This is a genomic window from Methylobacterium aquaticum, assembly GCF_001043915.1.
Lineage (GTDB): Bacteria > Pseudomonadota > Alphaproteobacteria > Rhizobiales > Beijerinckiaceae > Methylobacterium > Methylobacterium aquaticum.
In genome coordinates this window covers 1-18,517 of sequence record NZ_LABX01000368.1, presented here as the reverse complement: position 1 = coordinate 18,517, position 18,517 = coordinate 1, and the positions used below count along the sequence as shown (strand labels likewise).

General features: G+C 70.5%; 16 protein-coding genes. All 16 read right to left on the bottom strand.

Annotated elements, in window-relative coordinates; genetic code table 11:
* Positions 1-87 precede the first annotated feature (87 nt).
* Positions 88-1,026: a branched-chain amino acid ABC transporter permease gene (locus VP06_RS32185; RefSeq protein WP_048467900.1), complete on the bottom strand. Its 939-nt coding sequence runs from the start codon at positions 1,024-1,026 to the stop codon at positions 88-90.
* A 29-nt stretch (positions 1,027-1,055) separates the two neighbouring features.
* Entirely contained in the window at positions 1,056-1,931 is an 876-nt protein-coding gene (locus VP06_RS32180; protein WP_048467899.1) for a branched-chain amino acid ABC transporter permease, read from the bottom strand.
* A 101-nt stretch (positions 1,932-2,032) separates the two neighbouring features.
* A complete protein-coding gene (locus VP06_RS32175) occupies positions 2,033-3,298 on the bottom strand; it encodes an ABC transporter substrate-binding protein (RefSeq protein WP_048467898.1) in 1,266 nt (421 codons plus the stop codon).
* 151 nt (positions 3,299-3,449) lie between these two features.
* Entirely contained in the window at positions 3,450-4,058 is a 609-nt protein-coding gene (gene leuD / locus VP06_RS32170; protein WP_048467897.1) for a 3-isopropylmalate dehydratase small subunit, read from the bottom strand.
* Position 4,059: 1 nt separating this feature from the next.
* Positions 4,060-5,466: a 3-isopropylmalate dehydratase large subunit gene (gene leuC / locus VP06_RS32165; protein ID WP_048467896.1), complete on the bottom strand. Its 1,407-nt coding sequence runs from the start codon at positions 5,464-5,466 to the stop codon at positions 4,060-4,062.
* Positions 5,467-5,700: 234 nt separating this feature from the next.
* Entirely contained in the window at positions 5,701-7,110 is a 1,410-nt protein-coding gene (locus tag VP06_RS32160) for an FAD-dependent oxidoreductase (protein WP_048467895.1), read from the bottom strand.
* Entirely contained in the window at positions 7,107-7,733 is a 627-nt protein-coding gene (locus VP06_RS32155) for a cysteine hydrolase family protein (protein ID WP_048467894.1), read from the bottom strand. Before VP06_RS32155 ends, VP06_RS32160 begins: the two co-directional genes overlap by 4 nt.
* Positions 7,730-9,796: a hydantoinase/oxoprolinase family protein gene (locus VP06_RS32150; protein ID WP_048467893.1), complete on the bottom strand. Its 2,067-nt coding sequence runs from the start codon at positions 9,794-9,796 to the stop codon at positions 7,730-7,732. Before VP06_RS32150 ends, VP06_RS32155 begins: the two co-directional genes overlap by 4 nt.
* Entirely contained in the window at positions 9,793-11,478 is a 1,686-nt protein-coding gene (locus VP06_RS32145) for a hydantoinase B/oxoprolinase family protein (protein ID WP_048467892.1), read from the bottom strand. The genes VP06_RS32150 and VP06_RS32145 overlap by 4 nt, the downstream gene beginning before the upstream one ends.
* The gene (locus VP06_RS32140; protein ID WP_048467891.1) at positions 11,475-12,374 is read right to left on the bottom strand and encodes an isocitrate lyase/PEP mutase family protein; all 900 of its coding nucleotides are present in this window, start codon (positions 12,372-12,374) and stop codon (positions 11,475-11,477) included. Before VP06_RS32140 ends, VP06_RS32145 begins: the two co-directional genes overlap by 4 nt.
* Positions 12,375-12,848: 474 nt before the next feature.
* Positions 12,849-14,243 (bottom strand): MmgE/PrpD family protein, encoded by a 1,395-nt coding sequence (locus tag VP06_RS32135; protein WP_048467890.1) that lies wholly within the window; start codon positions 14,241-14,243, stop codon positions 12,849-12,851.
* Between the two features lie 3 nt (positions 14,244-14,246).
* The gene (locus tag VP06_RS32130; RefSeq protein WP_048467889.1) at positions 14,247-14,948 is read right to left on the bottom strand and encodes an ABC transporter ATP-binding protein; all 702 of its coding nucleotides are present in this window, start codon (positions 14,946-14,948) and stop codon (positions 14,247-14,249) included.
* Positions 14,941-15,687, bottom strand: coding sequence for an ABC transporter ATP-binding protein (locus VP06_RS32125; protein ID WP_048467888.1), 747 nt, complete (start codon positions 15,685-15,687; stop codon positions 14,941-14,943). The genes VP06_RS32130 and VP06_RS32125 overlap by 8 nt, the downstream gene beginning before the upstream one ends.
* Positions 15,688-15,691: 4 nt before the next feature.
* Entirely contained in the window at positions 15,692-16,651 is a 960-nt protein-coding gene (locus VP06_RS32120) for a branched-chain amino acid ABC transporter permease (RefSeq protein WP_048467887.1), read from the bottom strand.
* Positions 16,648-17,520 (bottom strand): branched-chain amino acid ABC transporter permease, encoded by an 873-nt coding sequence (locus VP06_RS32115; protein ID WP_048467886.1) that lies wholly within the window; start codon positions 17,518-17,520, stop codon positions 16,648-16,650. The genes VP06_RS32120 and VP06_RS32115 overlap by 4 nt, the downstream gene beginning before the upstream one ends.
* A gap of 1 nt (position 17,521) precedes the next feature.
* The coding region (locus VP06_RS32110) for an ABC transporter substrate-binding protein (RefSeq protein ID WP_048467885.1) at positions 17,522-18,517 on the bottom strand (996 nt) is incomplete at its 5' end.

Genomic DNA, 18,517 nt, shown 5'->3' with positions numbered 1-18,517 from the left:
GCGATGGTCTGGGGGGCGGGGGACGGGGCGAGGCCGGCCGCACTCATGGACGCAACCCTTGTCGAACAACGGAGGAGGAGTGGGGCATCAGGCGCGCTGTCCGTCGCGCTGACCTTGCCGGGTGAGGAGGCCGAGGAGGCCTGAGGGCACGAACAGGATCACCGCGAGGGCGGCGGCCGAGACCACGAAGGTCGAGAGCGAGCCGAGCGGCCGCAGCACCTCGCCGGCGGCGATCAGGAACACCGCGCCGAGCACGCCGCCGACGATGGTGCGCCGCCCACCCAGCACCGCCCCGATGATGACCTGGACGCCGACCGAGACGTCGACCAGCGTGCCGACCGAGGCGGTGCCCATGTAGAAGACGAACAGGGCCCCGGCGAGGCCGGAGAAGACCGCGCTGACGCAGAACGCCGCGAGCTTGTGCTTGGCGACGTTGAAGCCCAGGGCGCCTGCCTCGACCGGGTCCTGCCCGCTCGCCTGGAGGATCAGCCCGACCGGCGAGACCGCGATGGCGTAGAGGATCAGCCCGCTCACCCCCATGAAGCCCAGCGCGATCCAGTAATTGATGGCGGCGTCGATGCTGATGACGTCGGGCACCGTCAGGCCGATCTCGCCGCCGGTGGTGTCGGCGAAGACGACGATCAGGTTTTGCAGGATCAGCACCGCCACCACGGTGGTCAGGCCGAAATACGGGCCGCGCACCCGAAGCGCCGGCAGTGCCAGGACGAGGCCGCCGATCACCGCCGCGACGGTGCCGGCGATGAGGCACAACGGAATGCCGATGCCGTGGCCGTTGAGGATCCCGGCGGTGTAGGCGCCCAAGCCGATCAGGAAGGTCGGCCCGAAATTGACCTCCCCGGCGAAGCCGAACAAGAGGTCCCAGGCCATCGAGAACACGCCGAAGTAATACGCGACGGTGAGGAGCCCGAGGATGTAGCCCGAGACCCAGAGCGGCAGCACGCTGGCGAGGGCAAGGCCGATCAGGCAGAGCCAGAACAGGGGATTGCGAAAAGTCTTGGCGAGCATTCGGGCCTCTGTGGCGACGGAGGGGGGCGTCAGCGGCGCCCGAGCAGGCCCTGCGGGCGGACATACATCACGGCGACGAGCAGCAGCAGCGCCGGGATGGTCCGGTAGGCCGGGGAGACGAGGTAGGCGGTGAGCGTCTCGAGATAGCCGACGACATAGGCGGCGATCAGTGAGCCGGAGACGCTGCCCAATCCCCCCAGCACCACGATCGAGAAGGCGCTGGCGGTGAGCGGGCCGACACTGTAGCTCGACACGCCGAGGAACTGGCCGAGCAGGACGCCGGCGATGCCCGCCAGCACGCCGTAGATGAGCCAGATCGCCACGTAGATCTTCGACAGTTCGAAGCCAAGGAGCGTGACGCCGCGCGGGTTCATGGAGGCCGCGAGCAGCACCTTGCCGGTGCGGGTGCGGTTCACGAGCAGCCACAGGAGCCCGATCGTCGCCCAGCAGACCACCGCGGTGAAGACCTGGTTCCACGGGGTCCGCACGCCTGCGATGGTCACCACGCCCTCGACGATCGGCATCACCGTCTTGGCGTTGCTGGTGAACAGGTAGGCGATGAATTCCTGGATCATGATGCCCCAGAGCAGCGTGCCGGTGAGGATGAAGATCTCCTTCTCCTCCGGCGGGATCGCCCGGGAGGTGTCGATGGGGCGCACCACGACGCCGTAGGTGGCGAGCGTCAGCACGGTGCAGACGAGGATGCCGGTCGCCGCTCCCGCATAGGCGCCGAGGCCGTACTCGCTGGAGGCCGCCCAGGCGATCACCGCGGCGGTGACCATCAGCGCCCCGTGCGAGAGGTTGAGCACGCCCGAGACGCCGAAGATGAGGGTGAAGCCGGTGGCGCCGAGCGCGTAGAGCGCCGAGATGGCGAAGCCGTCGATGAGGATCTGGATCGCGGTCATGGGGCTCGCTGTGAGGGATGGCGAGGCGCGTGCGAGCACCCCTCTCCCAAACGGGAGAGGGGATCCCGCGCTGGCTGGATCGGGGTCAGTTCACGGCATGCTCAGTTCGCCGCCGTCCCGGCCTTGACGAAGCTCGGGAAGGTGAGCTTCCCGTTGGCGACGGTCGAGGGCCAGATCGCCAGCTGCTTGCCGTCCTGCCACTGCATCATCATGCCGGAGACGAGGCCCGGGCCGTACTTGATCGAGTGGGTGAACTCGTCGTCCTTGCCGTAGAACTGGATGCGCCCGAGGGTGCCTTCCCAGTCGGTCTTCTCCAGCGCGTCGACGAGCTTGTCGGGATCGGTCGAGCCGGCCCGCTTCACCGCATCGGCGATGTAATACACCTCGTCATACGCCGTGTAGCCGGCATAGCCCGGATAGCTGCCGTACTTGGCCTTGAACGCTTCGGCGAAGGGCGCGGTCTTCGGCGTGACGTTGGTGCCGGGCGCGGCGAACATCTCGAACAGCACGCCTTCCGTGGCGCCGTTCGTCTCCTTCCAGAAGGTGGAGTTCGTCGCCTGCGAGGCGATGCCGATCATCGGGATCGGCACCTGCTGGCTGCGCCACTGCACGGTCGGCTGCACGCCGACATGCGAGATGCCGGTGACGATCACGTCAGGCTTGGCGCCCTCGATGCGGCTGAAGATCGGGTTGAAGTCGGTCGTGCTCGGTGAGAACCGGATATGGTCGAGCACCTTCAGCCCGACCTTCGGCAGGCAGTCCTTGTAGCCCTCGTCGAGAGGCTTGGTCCACGCCGCGTCCTCGCTCATGATGACGGCGGTCTTCATCTGCCGCCCCTCGACCAGGATCGCCTTGGCGGCATCGCAGACCGCTTGCGACTGCGCCTTCGAGGTCAGGTAGCCGTGGAAGGAATACTTGTTGCGGGCGTAGTCCTTGTGGACGTTGAGCGGGATCTCGTTCGAGGCCGCGCCGGGCGTGATGAAGGGCAGCTTCAGCCGGGCCGACCAGGGCTGGAGCGCCAGCACCACTTCGCTGATGTAGCTGGCGATGACCGCGTGGGCCTTGTCCTCGCTGGCCGCGCGCTGGAAGGCGCGGACGGAATCGGCCGCCGAACTCTTGTTGTCGTAGGTGATGATCTCGATCTTGCGGCCGTCCATGCCGCCCTTGGCGTTGATCTCGTCGGCGGCGAGCTGGGCGGCCTGGGGAATCGACGCGCCGGCGATGGCCTGCGCCTCCGCGATCACCGCGATGCGGATCGGGTCCGCGGCCTGAACCGTCGAGAGCGAGGCATTGGCGGCCAACAGGATCGTTGAACCAAGCAACGCGCGGACGAGCCGCCGCCGGGCGACGGTTGCACATTCCAGCATGACGTTCCCTCTTCCGGCCGCTGTTTGATTGATGGTGTCGCGGCTCGGCAGAGAGTGTAACGGCCGTCGGATCGATCACAAGATGTGGATCGCGATCCGGGCCGGTGGGCCGGCGAGCCATCGCGTGAGCGCATGGCTGCCGGGCTCGCGGTCACCCAACGGCAGCCGGCACCCGCCAGGGTGCCTCCGTCGCCACCCTGGCCTCGTAGGCCGCGATGGCCTCGGCATGTTCGAGCGTCAGCGCCACGTCGTCGAGGCCCTCGACGAGGCAGCGCTTCTTGAACGGGTCGATCTCGAACCGGATCGCGGTGCCGTGCGGGTCGGTGACGGTCTGAGCCGGCAGGTCGACCGTGAGTGTTGCACCGGGTTGCGCCTTGAGCCTTGCGCGCAAGGCCGCCACCGTCTCCTCGGGCAGGGTCACGGTGAGGAGCCCGTTCTTGGCGGCGTTCGACGCGAAGATGTCGCCGAAGCTCGGGGCGATCACGCAGCGGATGCCGCCATCCACAAGGGCGTAGACCGCGCCCTCCCGCGACGAGCCGCAGCCGAAATTGCGGTCCGCCACCAGGAGGCCGGCGCCGGCATAGGCCGGCTCGTCGAGGGGGACCGCTTGCTGGCGCCGTCGCTCGTCATGAAACAGGAAGTGGCCGTAGCCGGCGCTGCGTGGCTTCTTCAGGAAGCGGGCCGGCAGGATCTGGTCGGTGTCGATATTCGCCACGTCGAGCGGCACCGCGACGGCCTGGAGGGTGGTGAAGGGCTGCATGTCAGCGTCTCCTGAGCCGGCGGATGTCGGTGAGGCGGCCGGTGACGGCGGCGGCCGCCGCCATGGCCGGGCTCATCAGGTGGGTGCGGGCATTCGGGCCCTGGCGGCCCGGGAAGTTGCGGTTGGTGGTCGAGGCGCAGCGCTCGCCCGCCGGCACGAGGTCGCCGTTGATGCCGACGCACATCGAGCAGCCCGGCTCGCCCCAGTCGAGGCCGGCGTCGCGAAACACCTGGTCGAGCCCCTCCGCTTCCGCCTGGCGCCGCACCGGGCCGGAGCCCGGCACGACGAGGCCCGGCACCGTTGCCGTCTGCCCGCGCAGCACGCCGGCCGCGGCGCGCAGATCCTCGATGCGCGAATTGGTGCAGGAGCCGATGAACACCCGATCGATCGCAATCGATTCGAGCGGGGTGCCGGGGGTGAGGCCCATATAGTCGAGCATCGCCCGCATCTGCCCGGCCTTGGTGGGATCGGATTCCGCGCCCGGATCCGGCACCGCGGCGGTGACGGGAAGCGCGGTCTCGGGGCTGGTGCCCCAGGTCACCGTGGGGGCGATGGCCGAGGCGTCCAGCGTCACCTCGCGGTCGAACCGGGCGCCCTCGTCGCTCGGCAATTGCCGCCAAGCCGCGACCGCCTGCGCGAACAGCGCGCCCTTCGGCGCGTAAGCGCGGCCTTCGAGGAAGGCGAAGGTGGTGTCGTCGGGGGCGATCATCCCGGCCCGGGCGCCGGCCTCGATCGACATGTTGCAGATGGTGAGCCGCCCCTCCATCGACAGGCCGCGAATCGCGCTGCCGGCATAGTCGAGCACGTGCCCGACCGCGCCGCCGGCCCCTATCCGTGCGATGATCGCCAGGATCACGTCCTTGGCGGTGACGTGGGGTCCGAGCACGCCATCGATGTCGACCCGCAGGGTCTTGGGCCGGCGCTGCCACAAGGCTTGGGTCGCCAGCACATGCGCCACTTCCGTCGCCCCGATGCCGAAGCCGAGCGCCCCGAAGGCGCCGTGGGTCGAGGTGTGGGAATCGCCGCAGACGATGGTCAGGCCCGGCAGCGTCAGGCCCTGCTCGGGGGCGAGCACATGGACGATGCCCTGCTGGCGATCATCGAGGCCGAAATGCCGGATGCCGTGCCGGCCGGCATTGGCGGCGAGCGTCGAGACCATGGTGGCGATCTCGGGATCGGGGATCGGCCCGCTGCGGTCGCGGGAGGGAACGTAGTGGTCGGCCACCGCGAAGGTCAGCTCCGGCCGGCGGATGGCGCGGCCGGCATGGTCGAGCATCCCGAAGGCGTGGAACGAGCCCTCGTGCAGGAGGTGCCGATCGATGGCGAGGAGCGCCTGTCCGTCGGGGCGGGTCGCCATGACGTGGGCGTCCCAGACCTTGTCGAGGAGGGTGCGGGGTTGCGGGGTCATCGGGCGTCCTCCGCCGTGTTCATCGATAGGGGATCGCGAGACAAAACTGGATGCGGTTCGGCGTTGCGGCTTCAGCGAGATCCGAAAGAAGGAGTTGCGATCTCGAGTATCGTTCCTGCTTCCCGATGACGCGCGTTTCCCTCTCCCGTGTGGGAGAGGGGATCCAGAGCTATACCCGTTAAACCAACGGCCGAAGGTGCGGATATCAAAGTTCGTTTTCAACGACCGACGGCTTTAGAGCGGCGTGACCGCCGTCTCTGCCATCGTCCCCGCCGCCTGCCCGGCGATGCGCCCGAGCGCCACCGCCGCCAGCAGCCCGTTGCCCGAGAGATACCCGCCCGGCCCGGTCCCCGAGACGCCGCAGGCGGCCCCGCCCGCCGCGAACAGGTTCGGGATCGGCGCGCCACCTCGCGTCAGCACCCGCGCATCGTGATCGACCACGAGCCCGCCCTGCGTGTGGAACAGCGCCCCCGTCACCCGCACGGCCCGGTAGGGCGGGCCGAGCGCCGGCACGCCCGCGAAGGAGCGCCCGAACGCATCCCGCCCACCCGCGGCCTTGAGGGCCTCGACCTCGTCGAGGGTGGCCGCCAGGGCCGCTTCCGGCAGGTGCAGCCGCGCCGCCAGCTCGGCGACCGTATCCGCCGCGACGATCGCCCCGGCGCTCTCGGCCCGGCGAAAATCCTCGAACTGGCGGGCGATCCCGGCGATGCGCGCGTCGAACACCGTGACGACGGTGCCCCCTGGCTGGCGCAGGACCTCCGCCGCCTGCTCGGAATAGCCCTTGCTCTCGTCGGAGAAGCGCCGGCCCTCGGCGTTCACCTGGAACCCGCCCTCGGTGATGGTGGCCCAGGTGATCAGGATGCCGTGCGGATGCGCCACCGAGCCGTGGCCCTGGTGGCCGGAAAGATGGCGGGTGGCGGCACCCAGGGCCTCGCCCCAGAGCAAAGCGTCGCCCTGGTTACCCTCGTGGCCGAAATAGAGCGCGCCGGCCAGCTCCGGCACGTGCTGCGCCACCAGGGCCTTGTTGCCGCCATAGCCGTTGCAGGCCAGCACCAGCGCCCGGCAGGCGACGCGCTCGCGCGCGCCGTCGGGACGCACGAGGCCGAAGCCCCGGACCGCGCCGCCCTCGGCATAGAGCGTATCGACCGTGGCCTCGCACAGGACCGGGATGCCGGCCTCCTCGACCGCCCGGGCGAGGCGATCGACCAGCTCCTCGCCCGACCGGCTCGGCAGGCCGTGCATGCGGTTGGCCGCATGGCCCGGATAGCGGAAATCGGTGATGACCGAGAAGGGCAGGCCGTGCCGGTCGCTCAGCCATTCGAGGGCCGGGCCGACCGTGCCGGCGAGCCGCGCGACGAGGGCCGGATCGGGCTCGTTCTTGGCTTTCGCCAGAATGTCGACGGCAAACAGCGCCGGGCTGTCCGCGATGCCGGCCTCGCGCTGCCAGCGGGTGCCGGGAGCCGGGACCAGCCCGGCCGAGAGGGCGGTGGAGCCGCGGGGCACGGGGTCGCGCTCGATCACCAGCACCTCGGCCCCGGCCTCATGGGCGGCGAGCGCCGCCACCAGCCCGGCCGCCCCGGCGCCGATCACCGCGACCGGGACCTCGATGTCGAAGGCGATTCCGTCGGAGGATTCGACGCTCATGCCGGGATCTCCTCGGCCGATAGCTCCTTGAGCGTCTCGGCGACCGTGGCCACCCGGCAGACCGGCCTGAGCGCATCGATCGCGGTCTGGTGCACCGCCGGCGAGAAGGCCGCGCAGGCATCCGACAGAACCGTCACCGAGAAGTCGCGGACATGGGCGTCGCGCACCGTCGAGGCGACGCCGCCATTGGTGACGATGCCCGAGACGAGCAGCCGCTCGATCCCGGCCTTGCGCAATACCCATTCGAGCCGCGTCATGTAGAAGGCCGAATAGGCGACCTTCTCGACCGTGAGGTCGGCGGGCTGGAGTTCATCGACCAGCGCGTGGCCCCAGGCGCCGGGCAGGAAGTCGCCCCGCTTCAGGAACGGCCGCAGTTCGCGCAAGTGGGGCGAGATCATCGGCTCGCCGCCCTTGCCCGGCACCAGGGTGAAGTGGGTCGAGACGATGAACCCGCCGCGTTGCCGGATCAGCGCGGCCAGCGGCTGCACCGTCGCCGGCACCGCGGCGATCTCGGGCGCGGCCTGCCCGGCGCGGCCATAGGCGCCGTCCGGGTGCAGGAAGTCGTTCTGGAGATCGCAGATCAGGAGCGCGGTGCGCGCCATCGGGATCGGGCCATGGCTCATGCGGGCGCTCCCGTGCGGGTGACCACGACGTTGCCGAGCCGGTCGACCCGGGCCGTCAGGTCGGGATCGACCACGGTCGTGGCGTCCGGCTGCTCCAGGATCGCCGGGCCGGCAATCTCGGCCCCGATCGGAAGGGCCAGGCGGGCATAGACCGCCGCCTCGTGCCAGGCGCCCGAAAACCAGACCGGCCGGCTGCCGAGGCACGCGGCTTCCAGCGAGGCATCCGCGCCCGGCGCCAGGGCGGCGAGGTCGAAATGCGGCCGCCGGCCGATCGCGGCGGTCCTCAGGTTGACGATCCGGGTGCCCAGCCCCGGCAGCAGGCGGCTGAACGAGGTGCGGTAGGCCGCCTCGAACGCCTCCTGGATGATCGCCGGGGTGATGCCGGTGGTGCCGTCCTTCACCGTCACCGGCAGGGCCACCGCCACGGTGTGGGTCTGGCCGACATAATGCATGTCGAGCTCGAACACCGTGTCGATCCGCGAGACCGTGAGGCCGGCGGCCTCGACCACTTCCCGCGCGGCTTGCGCCTCCGCCACCATCCGCCGGTCGAGGGCGGCGGCGTCGAGATGGGCCAGCGACAGGTTGAGGGTCTGGACCTGATCGTGGCGGATATCGGCGATGACGCAACCGAGCGCCGAGGTGACGCCCGGATAGCGCGGCACCAGGGCGCCGCGCAGGCCGACATCCTTGATGAGCGCGCCGACATGCAACGCCCCGCCGCCGCCGAACGGCACCGCGGCGAACTTCTGGGGGTCGTGGCCGCGCTCGATCGAGACGAGGCGGATCGCGCCGGCCATCTTGCCGTCGGCGACCCGCACCATCGCTTCCGCCGCCGCCATCACGTCGAGGCCGAGCGGCGTCGCCACGTGTTCCTGGATCGCGGCCTTCGCGGCGTCCACGTCGAGGCGCTTCAAGGCCCCGCCGATCGGCCGCTCGGCGTTGATGCGCCCCAGCACCACGTTGGCGTCGGTGAGGGTCGGGCGGGTATTGCCCTGGCCGTAGCAGACCGGGCCCGGCCGCGACCCGGCGCTTTCCGGCCCGACCTGCAACAAGCCACCGGCATCGACATGCGCGATCGAGCCGCCGCCGGCCCCGATCGTGCTGATCTCGATCATCGGCGTGCGGATGACGAGGCCGAAATCGATCGTGGTCTGGGCCGCCAAGGCCGTCTCGCCCTCGACAACCAGCGACACGTCGAAGGAGGTGCCGCCGAGATCGCCCGTGATCACGTTCGGGAAGCCGGCCGCCTTGGCGATGGCGGCGGCCGCGATCACGCCGGCCGCCGGCCCCGACAGGGCGGTGCGGACGGGAAGGCGCCGCGCGGTGGCGGTGGACATCACGCCGCCATTGGACTGGACGATGTGGAAGCGGCCCTCGAACCCTTCTGATTCGAGCGCCCGGTCGAGCTTGCCGAGATAGCTGCCGACCACCGGCTGGAGATAGGCGTTGAGCACCGTGGTCGAGGTGCGCTCGAACTCGCGGATCTCCGGCAGGATGCCGGACGAGCGCTCGACATTGGCGTTCGGCCAGACGGCGGACGCCGCCTCCAGGGCGACCCGCTCGTTCGCCGGGTTGGCATAGGCGTTGACGAAGCAGATCGCCAGGGCCTCGGCGCCGTTGGCGATGAGCGCCCGGGCCGCCTCCGCCACCTGCTCCGGGTTCACCGCCTCCCGGATCGTGCCGTCGGCGAGCGTGCGCTCGTCGACCTCCAACCGCAGGTCGCGGTCGACCACGGGCACGAAGTCGCCCCACAGGCCCCAGGTGTGGCGCCGGTCGCGCCGGCGCATCTCCAGCACGTCGCGGAATCCGCGCGTGGTGATGAGGCCGATGCGGGCGCCTTTCCGCTCCAGCAGCGCGTTGGTGCCGACCGTGGTGCCGTGGACGATCGAGGCGAGGCCGGCGACCGGGCCGAAGCCCTTCAGGCCGGCGAGGAAGCCCACCGCCTCGTCGCCGCGGTTCGACGGGACCTTGCCGGTCTGGAAGCGGCCGGCGGCCTCGTCGTAGTAGAACAGGTCGGTGAAGGTGCCGCCGACATCGACGCCGACGATGGCGCGGGGGGTCATGGCTCGTCTCCGGTCGTCAGGGCGTAGTCGCGGGCGGCAGCGTCCGGGGTCACGTAGCCGAGCCGCAGGTCGCGCTTGAGGGCGTCGCGGCTCCGCTCGGCCGGGTGGCCGAAGCCGCCGCCGCCGGGGGTTTCGAGCCGCACCCGCTCGCCGGCCCTGATCCGCACGTCGGTGACCTTCGAGACCATCGGCGGGCTCGCCCAACCGTGCGGCGTCTGCCAGGCGAAGCGGTTGAGCGCCGCGGGCTTGCCGCCCTTCACGCCGAACGGCGCCACCTTGCCGCGCTCGCCGAGCAGGAACACGTCGGCATCGGTCAGGGTCTCGATCTCGTAAGTCGCGCCCAGGCCGCCGCGATGCGCGCCGGCCCCGGCGCTGTCGGGCCGCAGGGCCCATTGGGTGAAGACGACCGGATAGGCGGCCTCCAGGATCTCCACCGGCGGGATCGTCGCGGTCGAGATCGGGTTGTTGGCGTGGCTGAGGCCGTCGGTCTCGGGGTTGCCGCCGAGGCCGCCGCCGAAGAACGAGAACATCACCCAGCGCGAGCCGTCCGGCCGATGCCCGGCCAGCGAGAGCGCGTTGATGGTGCCGAAGGGCGCGGCGGTCGCCCGGTCCGGATCGGCCTCCGCCAGGGCGCCCAGCACCACGCCGATCAGCCGCAGGATCGTCTCGGTATAGCCCGCCATCGGCTTCGGGGCGCCGGCGCCCAGCAACGTCGTCTCCGGCACCGTGAAGGTGATCGGCCGCAGGCAACCCGCATTGGCCGGGACCTCGGTGAAGACGTGCTTCAAGGCGACGTAGCAGGCGGCGACGGTGGTCGCGTGCGAGATGTTGATCGGCCCCTGCGCCGGAGCCGACGAGCGCGAGAAGTCGAGGACCATGCGGTCGCCCGCGATGGTGAGGTCGAGGGCGATGGTCAGCGGTTCGTCGGTGATGCCGTCGTTGTCGAGCACGTCCGAGAAGCCGTAATGGCCGTCCGGCAGGGCGCGGATCGCGGCGCGCATCAGCGCCTCGGCCCGGTCGGAGAACGCCGCGAAGGCGGCATCCACCGTGGCGTCGCCATACTCGTCGAGCAACGCGGTGAACCGGCGCTCGCCGAGGTCGAGGGCGTTGAGCTGGCCGTTGAGGTCGCCCCAGTTCGAGGTCGGCACCCGGGTATTGGCCGCCAGGATGTCGACGATGTCCTGGTTCAGGCGCCCGCCGGACAACAGCTTCACCGGCGGGAAGCGCACGCCTTCCTGGAAGCTCTCGGTGGCCTTGGGGTTGTAGCCGCCCGGCACGTTGCCGCCGATATCGAGCCAGTGGCCGACCGAGGCGAGCCAGCAGAACAGGTGCCCATCGCGAAAAACCGGCCGGACCAGCCGGAAGTCGTTGAGATGGGTGCCGCCGCTATAGGGATCGTTGAACAGGAAGGTGTCGCCGGGCTCCAGACCGCCCTCGCGCTCGACCTTGGCGATCACCGCCTTGACGGCGAAAGCCATGGCGCCGACGAAGATCGGCAGGCCCTTGGTGCCCTGGACCAGGGTGTCGCCGGTCGTGGCGTGGTAGAGGCCGTGGCAGGCGTCGCGGGCCTCCGCGATGATCGGGTTGAAGGCCGAGCGGTAGAGCGTCGCGTCCATCTCGTCGGCGATCTGCTCCAGGCGGCCCTTCAGCACCGCCAGGGTGACGGGATCGATCGGAGTCATTGTCCCGTTCCTTCCATAGCGCCCGCAGGGGCGCGTTCTGCCCCTTCATAGGCGCGACCGCGGGCCAGCATCTCGGGCGTGCCGATCAGGGCATTCAGCTCGCCGAAATCGAACATCCGGTCGGAGAAGGGCGTGTTGGTGCCGGCCTTGGCGAGGGAGCCGTAATAGGCTTGGGCGGTGCGGGCGAGGGCACGCACGATGCCGCCAGGGAAGATCACCAGGCGGAAGCCGATCGCCGCGAGATCGGCCGCCGAGGCGATCGGCGTGTCGCCGCCCTCGACCATGTTGGCGAGCAGCGGCCGGGTCGGCCCAAGCGCCTTCGTCACCGCGGCGAGCTGGTTGGCCGAGCGCGGCGCCTCGACGAACAGCACGTCGGCCCCGGCCTCGGCGTAAGCCTGGGCCCGCTCGATGGCGCGCGCGAAGCCCTCGACCGCCACCGCGTCGGTGCGGGCGACGATCAGGGTCTCGTCGCTGCGTCGGGCGTCGAGCGCCGCCTTGATCTTGCCGACCATCTCGGATTGCCCGATCAGCGTCTTGTCCTGGAGGTGGCCGCAGCGCTTGGGGTAGCTCTGGTCCTCGAGCTGGATCGCGCTGGCGCCGGCCCGCTCGAACAGCCGCACCGTCCGCTCGACGTTGAGCGCGTTGCCGTAGCCGTTATCGGCATCGACCACGAGCGGCGTCGCCACCCGGTCGCGCACCAGAGTCACCGTCTCGGCGACCTCGCTCATCGACACGAGGCCGATATCGGGCCGGCCCAGCCGCGTATAGGCGATGGCGGCACCGGAGAGATACAGGGCCTCGAAACCCGCATCCGTAGCGAGCGAGGCCGTGAGGGCGTCGTAGACGCCTGGAGCGACGAGGACGCGGTCCTCGGCGAGGCGGGACTTCAGGGACATGACGCGGGGTGTTCCTCGTTCGGTTTCATCGCATGTGTTTGTGCGCGAAGCCCTCCTCTCGCCGCGGGCCGGGAGAGGGCTTCGACGACCTTGTCGCCATCGAAGCGAGGCGGCGCATCGATCCCGTAGGGATCGACCCGAGGGGAGGGGGCTTTCCCGGATGAGGCTCTTCCAGAACCTCCCCCCTCGCTTCGGCTGCGCCTGCGCTCGCTGCCGACCCGACACGGGGTCAGCCGCCCTCTCCCCGCCCGCGGGGAGTGGAGAAATCCTGTACTTGTCTGGTCTGCGCCTGAACTTGATCTGCGGGTCGCTCTTGTAGAGCGCTTCACGATTGCGTTACCATCGCGAAGCTTCTCTCGCTCTTTGATTTTGCAGCATGTTCTGCGACGAACCGGTATCCACTTCGTCGGAAGATGCTCTCGGCGTCCAGTCTCATATCTTGAGTGTTCGTCGGCGTTCTCGGCAGGGCGACGCTCACGCCACCAGCGCCAGCAGCGCCCCAACCCCTTCCGCCCGGTCGATCCCCGCCACCGCGCGGATGACCTCCTCGCTCCGCTCCGCCCCCCAGACCGGACCGGCCAGCGCCCGGAACTTCTCCCGCACGTCGTCCGCCGAATACGGGTCCTCGGTGTCGCCGCGGTTGGTGAGCGCCTGGGCCGAGAGCCTGCGGCCATCCGCCAGCGTCAGCGTGACCTTGGCCGGGCGCAAGGACGGGAGCTGCGCCGTCATGGTCGGGTCCTCCTGCACCATCACCCGGCGGGCCAGCGACAGGATGCGGCGGTCGGACCTCGCCTCGTCCCGGAAGGCGTCAGTGTTCGCCTCGCCCCGCACCAGGGCCGCCGCGAGGGCGAAGGGCAGGGAGAACTTCGCCGCCAGCATCGTCCCGGGCGCCGGATGGTCGAGCTGCGCCGCCCACACATACGTGGCGACCTCGACCGAGCGCACCGAATCCGGGTCGATCGGTCCGGCCTCGGCCTGGATCTGCGCCAGGGCGTCGAGGGCGCCGTGGGTGTAGCGGCAGGCGGCGTGGCGCTTGAAGTAGTTGCGGGCGATCTCCCAGCGGGTGCCGAGATCCTCCACCATCGCGGCGGCGGAAAAATCCTCGGCCAGGATGCCGCCATAGACCGAACTGACGCCGTCGCGCTCCGGCAGGAAGCCGCTCTCCGCCAGATCCCAGGCGGTGAGGCCGAGCTGGTTGGAGAAGCCCGCATAGGTGTTGCGCACCGTCGCCCCCTCCAGCATCGTGCGCCGGCTGGTGCTCAAGCCCAGCGACGAGGCGAGGCCGATCGTCCGGCCGATCATGGCGGCGTCGGCCCGGAAGAGCTTCGCCACCGCGAGCGCCGCCCCGACCGTGCCCCAGGTGCCGTGCGGGTGCATCGTCACCCGCAGTTTCGAGGCGATGCCGATCCGCGCGCCGATCTCGTAGCCGAGGACCAAGGCCGCGATCAGCTCCGCGCCCGAGGCACCGACCCCTTGCGCGGCGGCGAGAGCCGCCGGGACGACGTGGATCGCAGGGTGGCCGCGGGCATATTGGTTGCCCTCGTCGAGTTCGAGGGTCGTGCCCGCAGTTCCGTTGACCAGGGCGGCGTCGCGGGGATCGAGGGACAGGCCGCTGCCGATCGCCGGCGCCTCGCCCTTGCGGCGGGCGGCAAGGCGCTCGGCGAGCGCCCGGCATTCCGGCTCGCGCAGGCCGGCGGCGATGACGCCGAGCGAGTCGAGCAGCACCAGGCGGGCGCGGTCGATCGCCGTTTCCGGGATGTCGGCGGGCGCGAGATCGGCGGCGAAGGCGGTCCAGCGGCCGAGCCAGGCCGGGGCGGGTTCGGCCAGCAGCGTGGTGGCCGGGACGATGCCCGGGGTGACGATGCCCATCGCTCAAAGCCCCAGATAGGTGCGGCGTAGGGCCGGGTCGGCGGCCAGCGTCGCGGCGTCGCCGGACAGCGCGACGGTGCCGTTCTCCAGGATGTAGGCGCGGGTCGCGAGATCGAGCGACTGCACCACGTTCTGCTCCACCAGCATGATCGGCAAGCCTTCCTGGTTGAGGGTGCGGACGAGCGTGAACATCTCCTCGACGAGGAGCGGCGAGAGCCCCAGCGAGGGCTCGTCGAGGATGAGAAGGCGCGGCTCGGCCATCAGGCCGCGGCCGATGGCGAGCATCTGCTGCTCGCCGCCCGAGAGGGTGCCGGCAGCCTGGGCGGCCCGCTCGCGCAGGCGCGGGAAGGTGGAAAACACCCGTTCGATGGTCTGCGCGCGCCGCGCCCGGCCGCGGCGGTAGCTGCCGAGCACCAGGTTCTCGCGCACGCTCAAATTCGGAAAAATCTTGCGGCCTTCCGGCACGTGGATCAGCCCGGCCTCGACGATCGCCGCGGCCGAGGCCGTGGTGATCGGCTGTCCGTCGAAGCGGATCTCGCCGGTTCGCGCCGGGACGATCCCGGACAGGACCTTGTTCAGCGTCGTCTTGCCGACGCCGTTGGCGCCGAGCACCGCGACGATCTCGCCCGCTTTGACGGTCAGGTCGAGGCCGCGCAGGACCTCGGTGGCGCCGTAGCCGGCACGAATGCCTGAAACCTCAAGCATCGATCGCCTCCCCGGCCCGCATCCGGGCGGCCGCGCCCTTGCCGAGATAGGCTTCGATCACCTGCGGGTCGGCGCAGACCTGCCGCGGCGGGCCCGAGGCGATCATCCTGCCTTGCGCCAGGACGTAGACTTCCTCGCACAGGGTCATCACCGCCTGCATGATGTGCTCGATCATCAGGATGGTGACGCCGCCGTCGCGGATCGACCGCACCACCGGCAGGATGTCGCGGATCTCCGAGGGGTTCAGGCCCGCCAGCACCTCGTCGAGGAGAAGGAGCCGCGGCTCGGTGGCGAGCGCGCGGGCCACCTCCAGGCGCTTGCGCCCGGCCACCGTCAGGTCGGCGGCCGGCTTGTCGAGCTGGTCGCCGAGACCCACCCGCGTCCCGACCTCGCGGGCCTTCGCCACCGCGTCGGCCCGGCGCGGATGGCGCAAGTAAGCGCCGACCGCGATGTTCTCGGCGACCGTCAGGCCGGCGAAGGGCTGGACGATCTGGAAGGTGCGGGCGATGCCGCGGCGTGCCCGCAGATGCGGGGCCTCGGCGGTCACGTCCTCGCCCTCGAACAGCACCCGGCCCTCGCTGGGGGCGAGGAAGCCGGAGATCATCCCGAACAAAGTGGTCTTGCCGGCGCCGTTCGGTCCGATCAGCCCGGTGATCGAGCCCGCCGGGACCGTCAGCGACGCATGGTCGACCGCGACGAGGCCCTGGAAGCGCTTGGTGAGGGAATCGACGGCGAGCATCGGATCACGCCCCCACCGGAACGGCGCGGCGGCGCCAGCGCAGGCCGAGCAGCCCCCGCGGCGCGAAGGCGATGACGGCGATCAGGCAGGCGCCGAACACCACGAGATCGACCCCCGGGATGCCGCCGGCGAGGTGCTTGGTGAGTTCGCCGAGGCCCTGGAGCGCGAGAGCGCCCACGAGCGGCCCGAAGGCGGTGCCGATGCCGCCGACGATCGGGGCCAGCAGCGCCTCGACGGAAATCCAGGTGCCGTAAGCCACCCCCGCATCGAGGTAGAGGAAGGACTGGACGTAGAGCCCGCCCGCCGCGGCAGTGATCGCCGCCGAGAGGGCGATGGCGCCGAGCTTCACCGCGAGGGCATCGACCCCGAGCGCCCGGGCCGCTTCCTCGTTCTCGCGCACGGCGATCAGGTGGGCGCCAAAGCGCGAGCGCTCGAGCCAGCGCGAGACCAGGAGCGCCACGCCCACGAAGGCGAGGACGAGGAGGTAGAAGAGCTTGCGGTCGGCAAATTGCAGGGTCGCGAGCCCGGGCTTCAGGGGCAGGAGCAGGCCGGCCGCGCCGCCGGTGATGTCGGCGGCGTTGGCCAGGATCCGGAAGACCTCCGCGAAGGCGAGGGTCACGAGGGCGAAGTAGGAGCCGCGCAGGCCGGCCCGGAAGCTCAGGGTGCCGATGGCGAGGCCCACCAGCGCCCCGAGCCCGATTCCCGTTCCGAGCCCGGCCCAGGCGTTCCAGCCGAATTTCATCTGGAGGATGGCGGTGGCATAGGCGCCGGTGCCGAAGAAGGCGGCGTGGCCGAACGAGTACTGGCCGCCGAAGCCGCCGAGCACGTTCCAGCCGAGGCCGGCCAGCGCGATGATGAGCGTGGTGACGAGGAAGTTGAGGACGCTGCCGGACAGCCCGAGGAAGGGCAGGGCGGCGAGCGCCGCCAGGGCGAGGACGAGGGGAAGAAGGTCGCGGGCGCTCATGCGCGGGCTCCGAACAGGCCGGTCGGCCGCACCAGCAGCACCAGGATGAAGATCAGGAAGATGCCGATCTGCCCGAGGCTGTCGCCGAGGAGCAGACCGGAAAAGCTCTCGACCACCCCGATGACGAGGCCGCCGACCAGGGCGCCGGCGATCGACCCCATGCCGCCGAGCACCACGATGGTGAAGGCGACGAGGACGAAGGCGGCGCCCGAGCGCGGGTTGACGTAGTAGGTCGGCATCAGCAGGCAGGCGGCGACGGCGAGGCACGCGCAGCCGAGCCCGAAGGTGACGGCGTAGACGTGGTCGACCTCGATGCCGACGAGGCGCGCCCCCAGCTTCTCCCGCGCCACCGCCCGGATCGCCCGGCCGGTATCGGTCCGGTTGAGGGCGAGCCAGAGCAGGCCGGTGACGACGAGCGAGGCGGCAAAGCCGATGAGCCGCGGCGTCGAGAGGAGCAGGGGCCCCAGCTCGACCACCTGGAGCGCGGCATCGGACTCGAGCGCCCGGGTATCCGAGCGGAACAGCGCCAGCAGCCCGTTCTCCAGCACGATCGACAGGCCGAGCGTGACGAGGAGCACGTTGTTGTCGCTGCCGTGGCTCGCCGGGCCGATGACGAAGCGTTGCAGGCCGTAGCCGAGGCAAAACATCAGCGGCACGATCCCGAGCATCGCCCAATAGGGATCGACGTGGAACAGCGCGAAGGCGCCCCAGACTGCGAACATCGCCACGGTGAGCAGCGCCCCGTGCGCGAAGTTGATGATGTGCAGCACCCCGTAGACCAGGGTCAGCCCGAGGGCGATTAGGGCGTAGACCGCCCCCGTCATCAGGCCGTTGAGGGCCGCCTCGATCAGGATCTGGGGCGCGTACATGTCACGCCTTCAGGGGGAAGTTCGCCTTCGCCTGGGCGAAGGCGGGCGGCGCGATCACCTTGACGTCGCCGTCCTGGACCTGGGTGTTGAGCGGCAGCGCGCTGGTGTTCTGGCCGCTCGCGAAGGTCGACTGGCCGTAGGGCATCACGCCGCTGGCAAAGCTCTGGGTCGACAGGGCTTCGATGATCTTGAGCCGGTCGGGCGCGCCGGCCTTCTCGATCGCCTCGGCCATCAGCCGCACGGCGGAGTAGTTCATCGGCACGTTGTAGGCGAAGGCCCGGCCCGCGGCTTCCGTGCGCTTGCGCAGCTCGGCCGTCAGCGGGTTCTTCGGATCGGGCCAGTGGTTGCAATCCATCACGCCCTCGGCCGCCTGCGGGAACTCCTTGACGAAGCGCAAGGACGAGGCGCCGCCGCCGAGGATCGCGTAGATGCCCTTCGGGCGGACTCGCTGCTGCTGCATCGTCCGGGCGAGCAGCACGAACTCGCCGTAGTAGTTCGACGGGATGACGAGGTCGGGCTGGAGCGAGCGGATGCGCAGGACCACGTTCGCCATGTCGCGGGCCGGGCTCGGATGCGACACCGTCTCCAGGATCTCGAAGCCGAGCTTCGGCAGCTCCGCCTGGAGCAGCTTGGCGAGGCCCGAGCCGAACAGGCCGTCCTCGTGCACGATCACGACGGTGCGGGCCGGCTTGCCGGCGGCGTCGTTGAGCGCCACGAGGCGCTCGAGGGCGTCCTTGGTGACCATGCCGAAGCTCGGCGAGAACCGGAACGTGTTCTTCAGGCCGCGCTTGGTCAGCTGGTCGGCGACGCCGACATCGATCAGGTAGGGCAGGTCGTAGCGCGAGGCCGCTTGGCTTGCGGTGGCGCAGAGCCCGCTGGCGAAGCCGCCGACGATCGCCGCGACGCCCTCGCCGTTCAGGCGCTCGGTCTCCTGGGCGGCGGTCTCAAGAGTCTCGGCGGCGCCAAGCTCGAGATCGTCTTCGCCGACAGCCGCTCG

Bases quoted from the DNA above. Each gene is read 5' to 3' on its own strand.
- VP06_RS32185 (WP_048467900.1), bottom strand. From the start codon at position 1,026: ATGCTCGCCAAGACTTTTCGCAATCCCCTGTTCTGGCTCTGCCTGATC.
- VP06_RS32180 (WP_048467899.1), bottom strand. From the start codon at position 1,931: ATGACCGCGATCCAGATCCTCATCGACGGCTTCGCCATCTCGGCGCTC.
- VP06_RS32175 (WP_048467898.1), bottom strand. From the start codon at position 3,298: ATGCTGGAATGTGCAACCGTCGCCCGGCGGCGGCTCGTCCGCGCGTTG.
- leuD (WP_048467897.1), bottom strand. From the start codon at position 4,058: ATGCAGCCCTTCACCACCCTCCAGGCCGTCGCGGTGCCGCTCGACGTG.
- leuC (WP_048467896.1), bottom strand. From the start codon at position 5,466: ATGACCCCGCAACCCCGCACCCTCCTCGACAAGGTCTGGGACGCCCAC.
- VP06_RS32160 (WP_048467895.1), bottom strand. From the start codon at position 7,110: ATGAGCGTCGAATCCTCCGACGGAATCGCCTTCGACATCGAGGTCCCG.
- VP06_RS32155 (WP_048467894.1), bottom strand. From the start codon at position 7,733: ATGAGCCATGGCCCGATCCCGATGGCGCGCACCGCGCTCCTGATCTGC.
- VP06_RS32150 (WP_048467893.1), bottom strand. From the start codon at position 9,796: ATGACCCCCCGCGCCATCGTCGGCGTCGATGTCGGCGGCACCTTCACC.
- VP06_RS32145 (WP_048467892.1), bottom strand. From the start codon at position 11,478: ATGACTCCGATCGATCCCGTCACCCTGGCGGTGCTGAAGGGCCGCCTG.
- VP06_RS32140 (WP_048467891.1), bottom strand. From the start codon at position 12,374: ATGTCCCTGAAGTCCCGCCTCGCCGAGGACCGCGTCCTCGTCGCTCCA.
- VP06_RS32135 (WP_048467890.1), bottom strand. From the start codon at position 14,243: ATGGGCATCGTCACCCCGGGCATCGTCCCGGCCACCACGCTGCTGGCC.
- VP06_RS32130 (WP_048467889.1), bottom strand. From the start codon at position 14,948: ATGCTTGAGGTTTCAGGCATTCGTGCCGGCTACGGCGCCACCGAGGTC.
- VP06_RS32125 (WP_048467888.1), bottom strand. From the start codon at position 15,687: ATGCTCGCCGTCGATTCCCTCACCAAGCGCTTCCAGGGCCTCGTCGCG.
- VP06_RS32120 (WP_048467887.1), bottom strand. From the start codon at position 16,651: ATGAGCGCCCGCGACCTTCTTCCCCTCGTCCTCGCCCTGGCGGCGCTC.
- VP06_RS32115 (WP_048467886.1), bottom strand. From the start codon at position 17,520: ATGTACGCGCCCCAGATCCTGATCGAGGCGGCCCTCAACGGCCTGATG.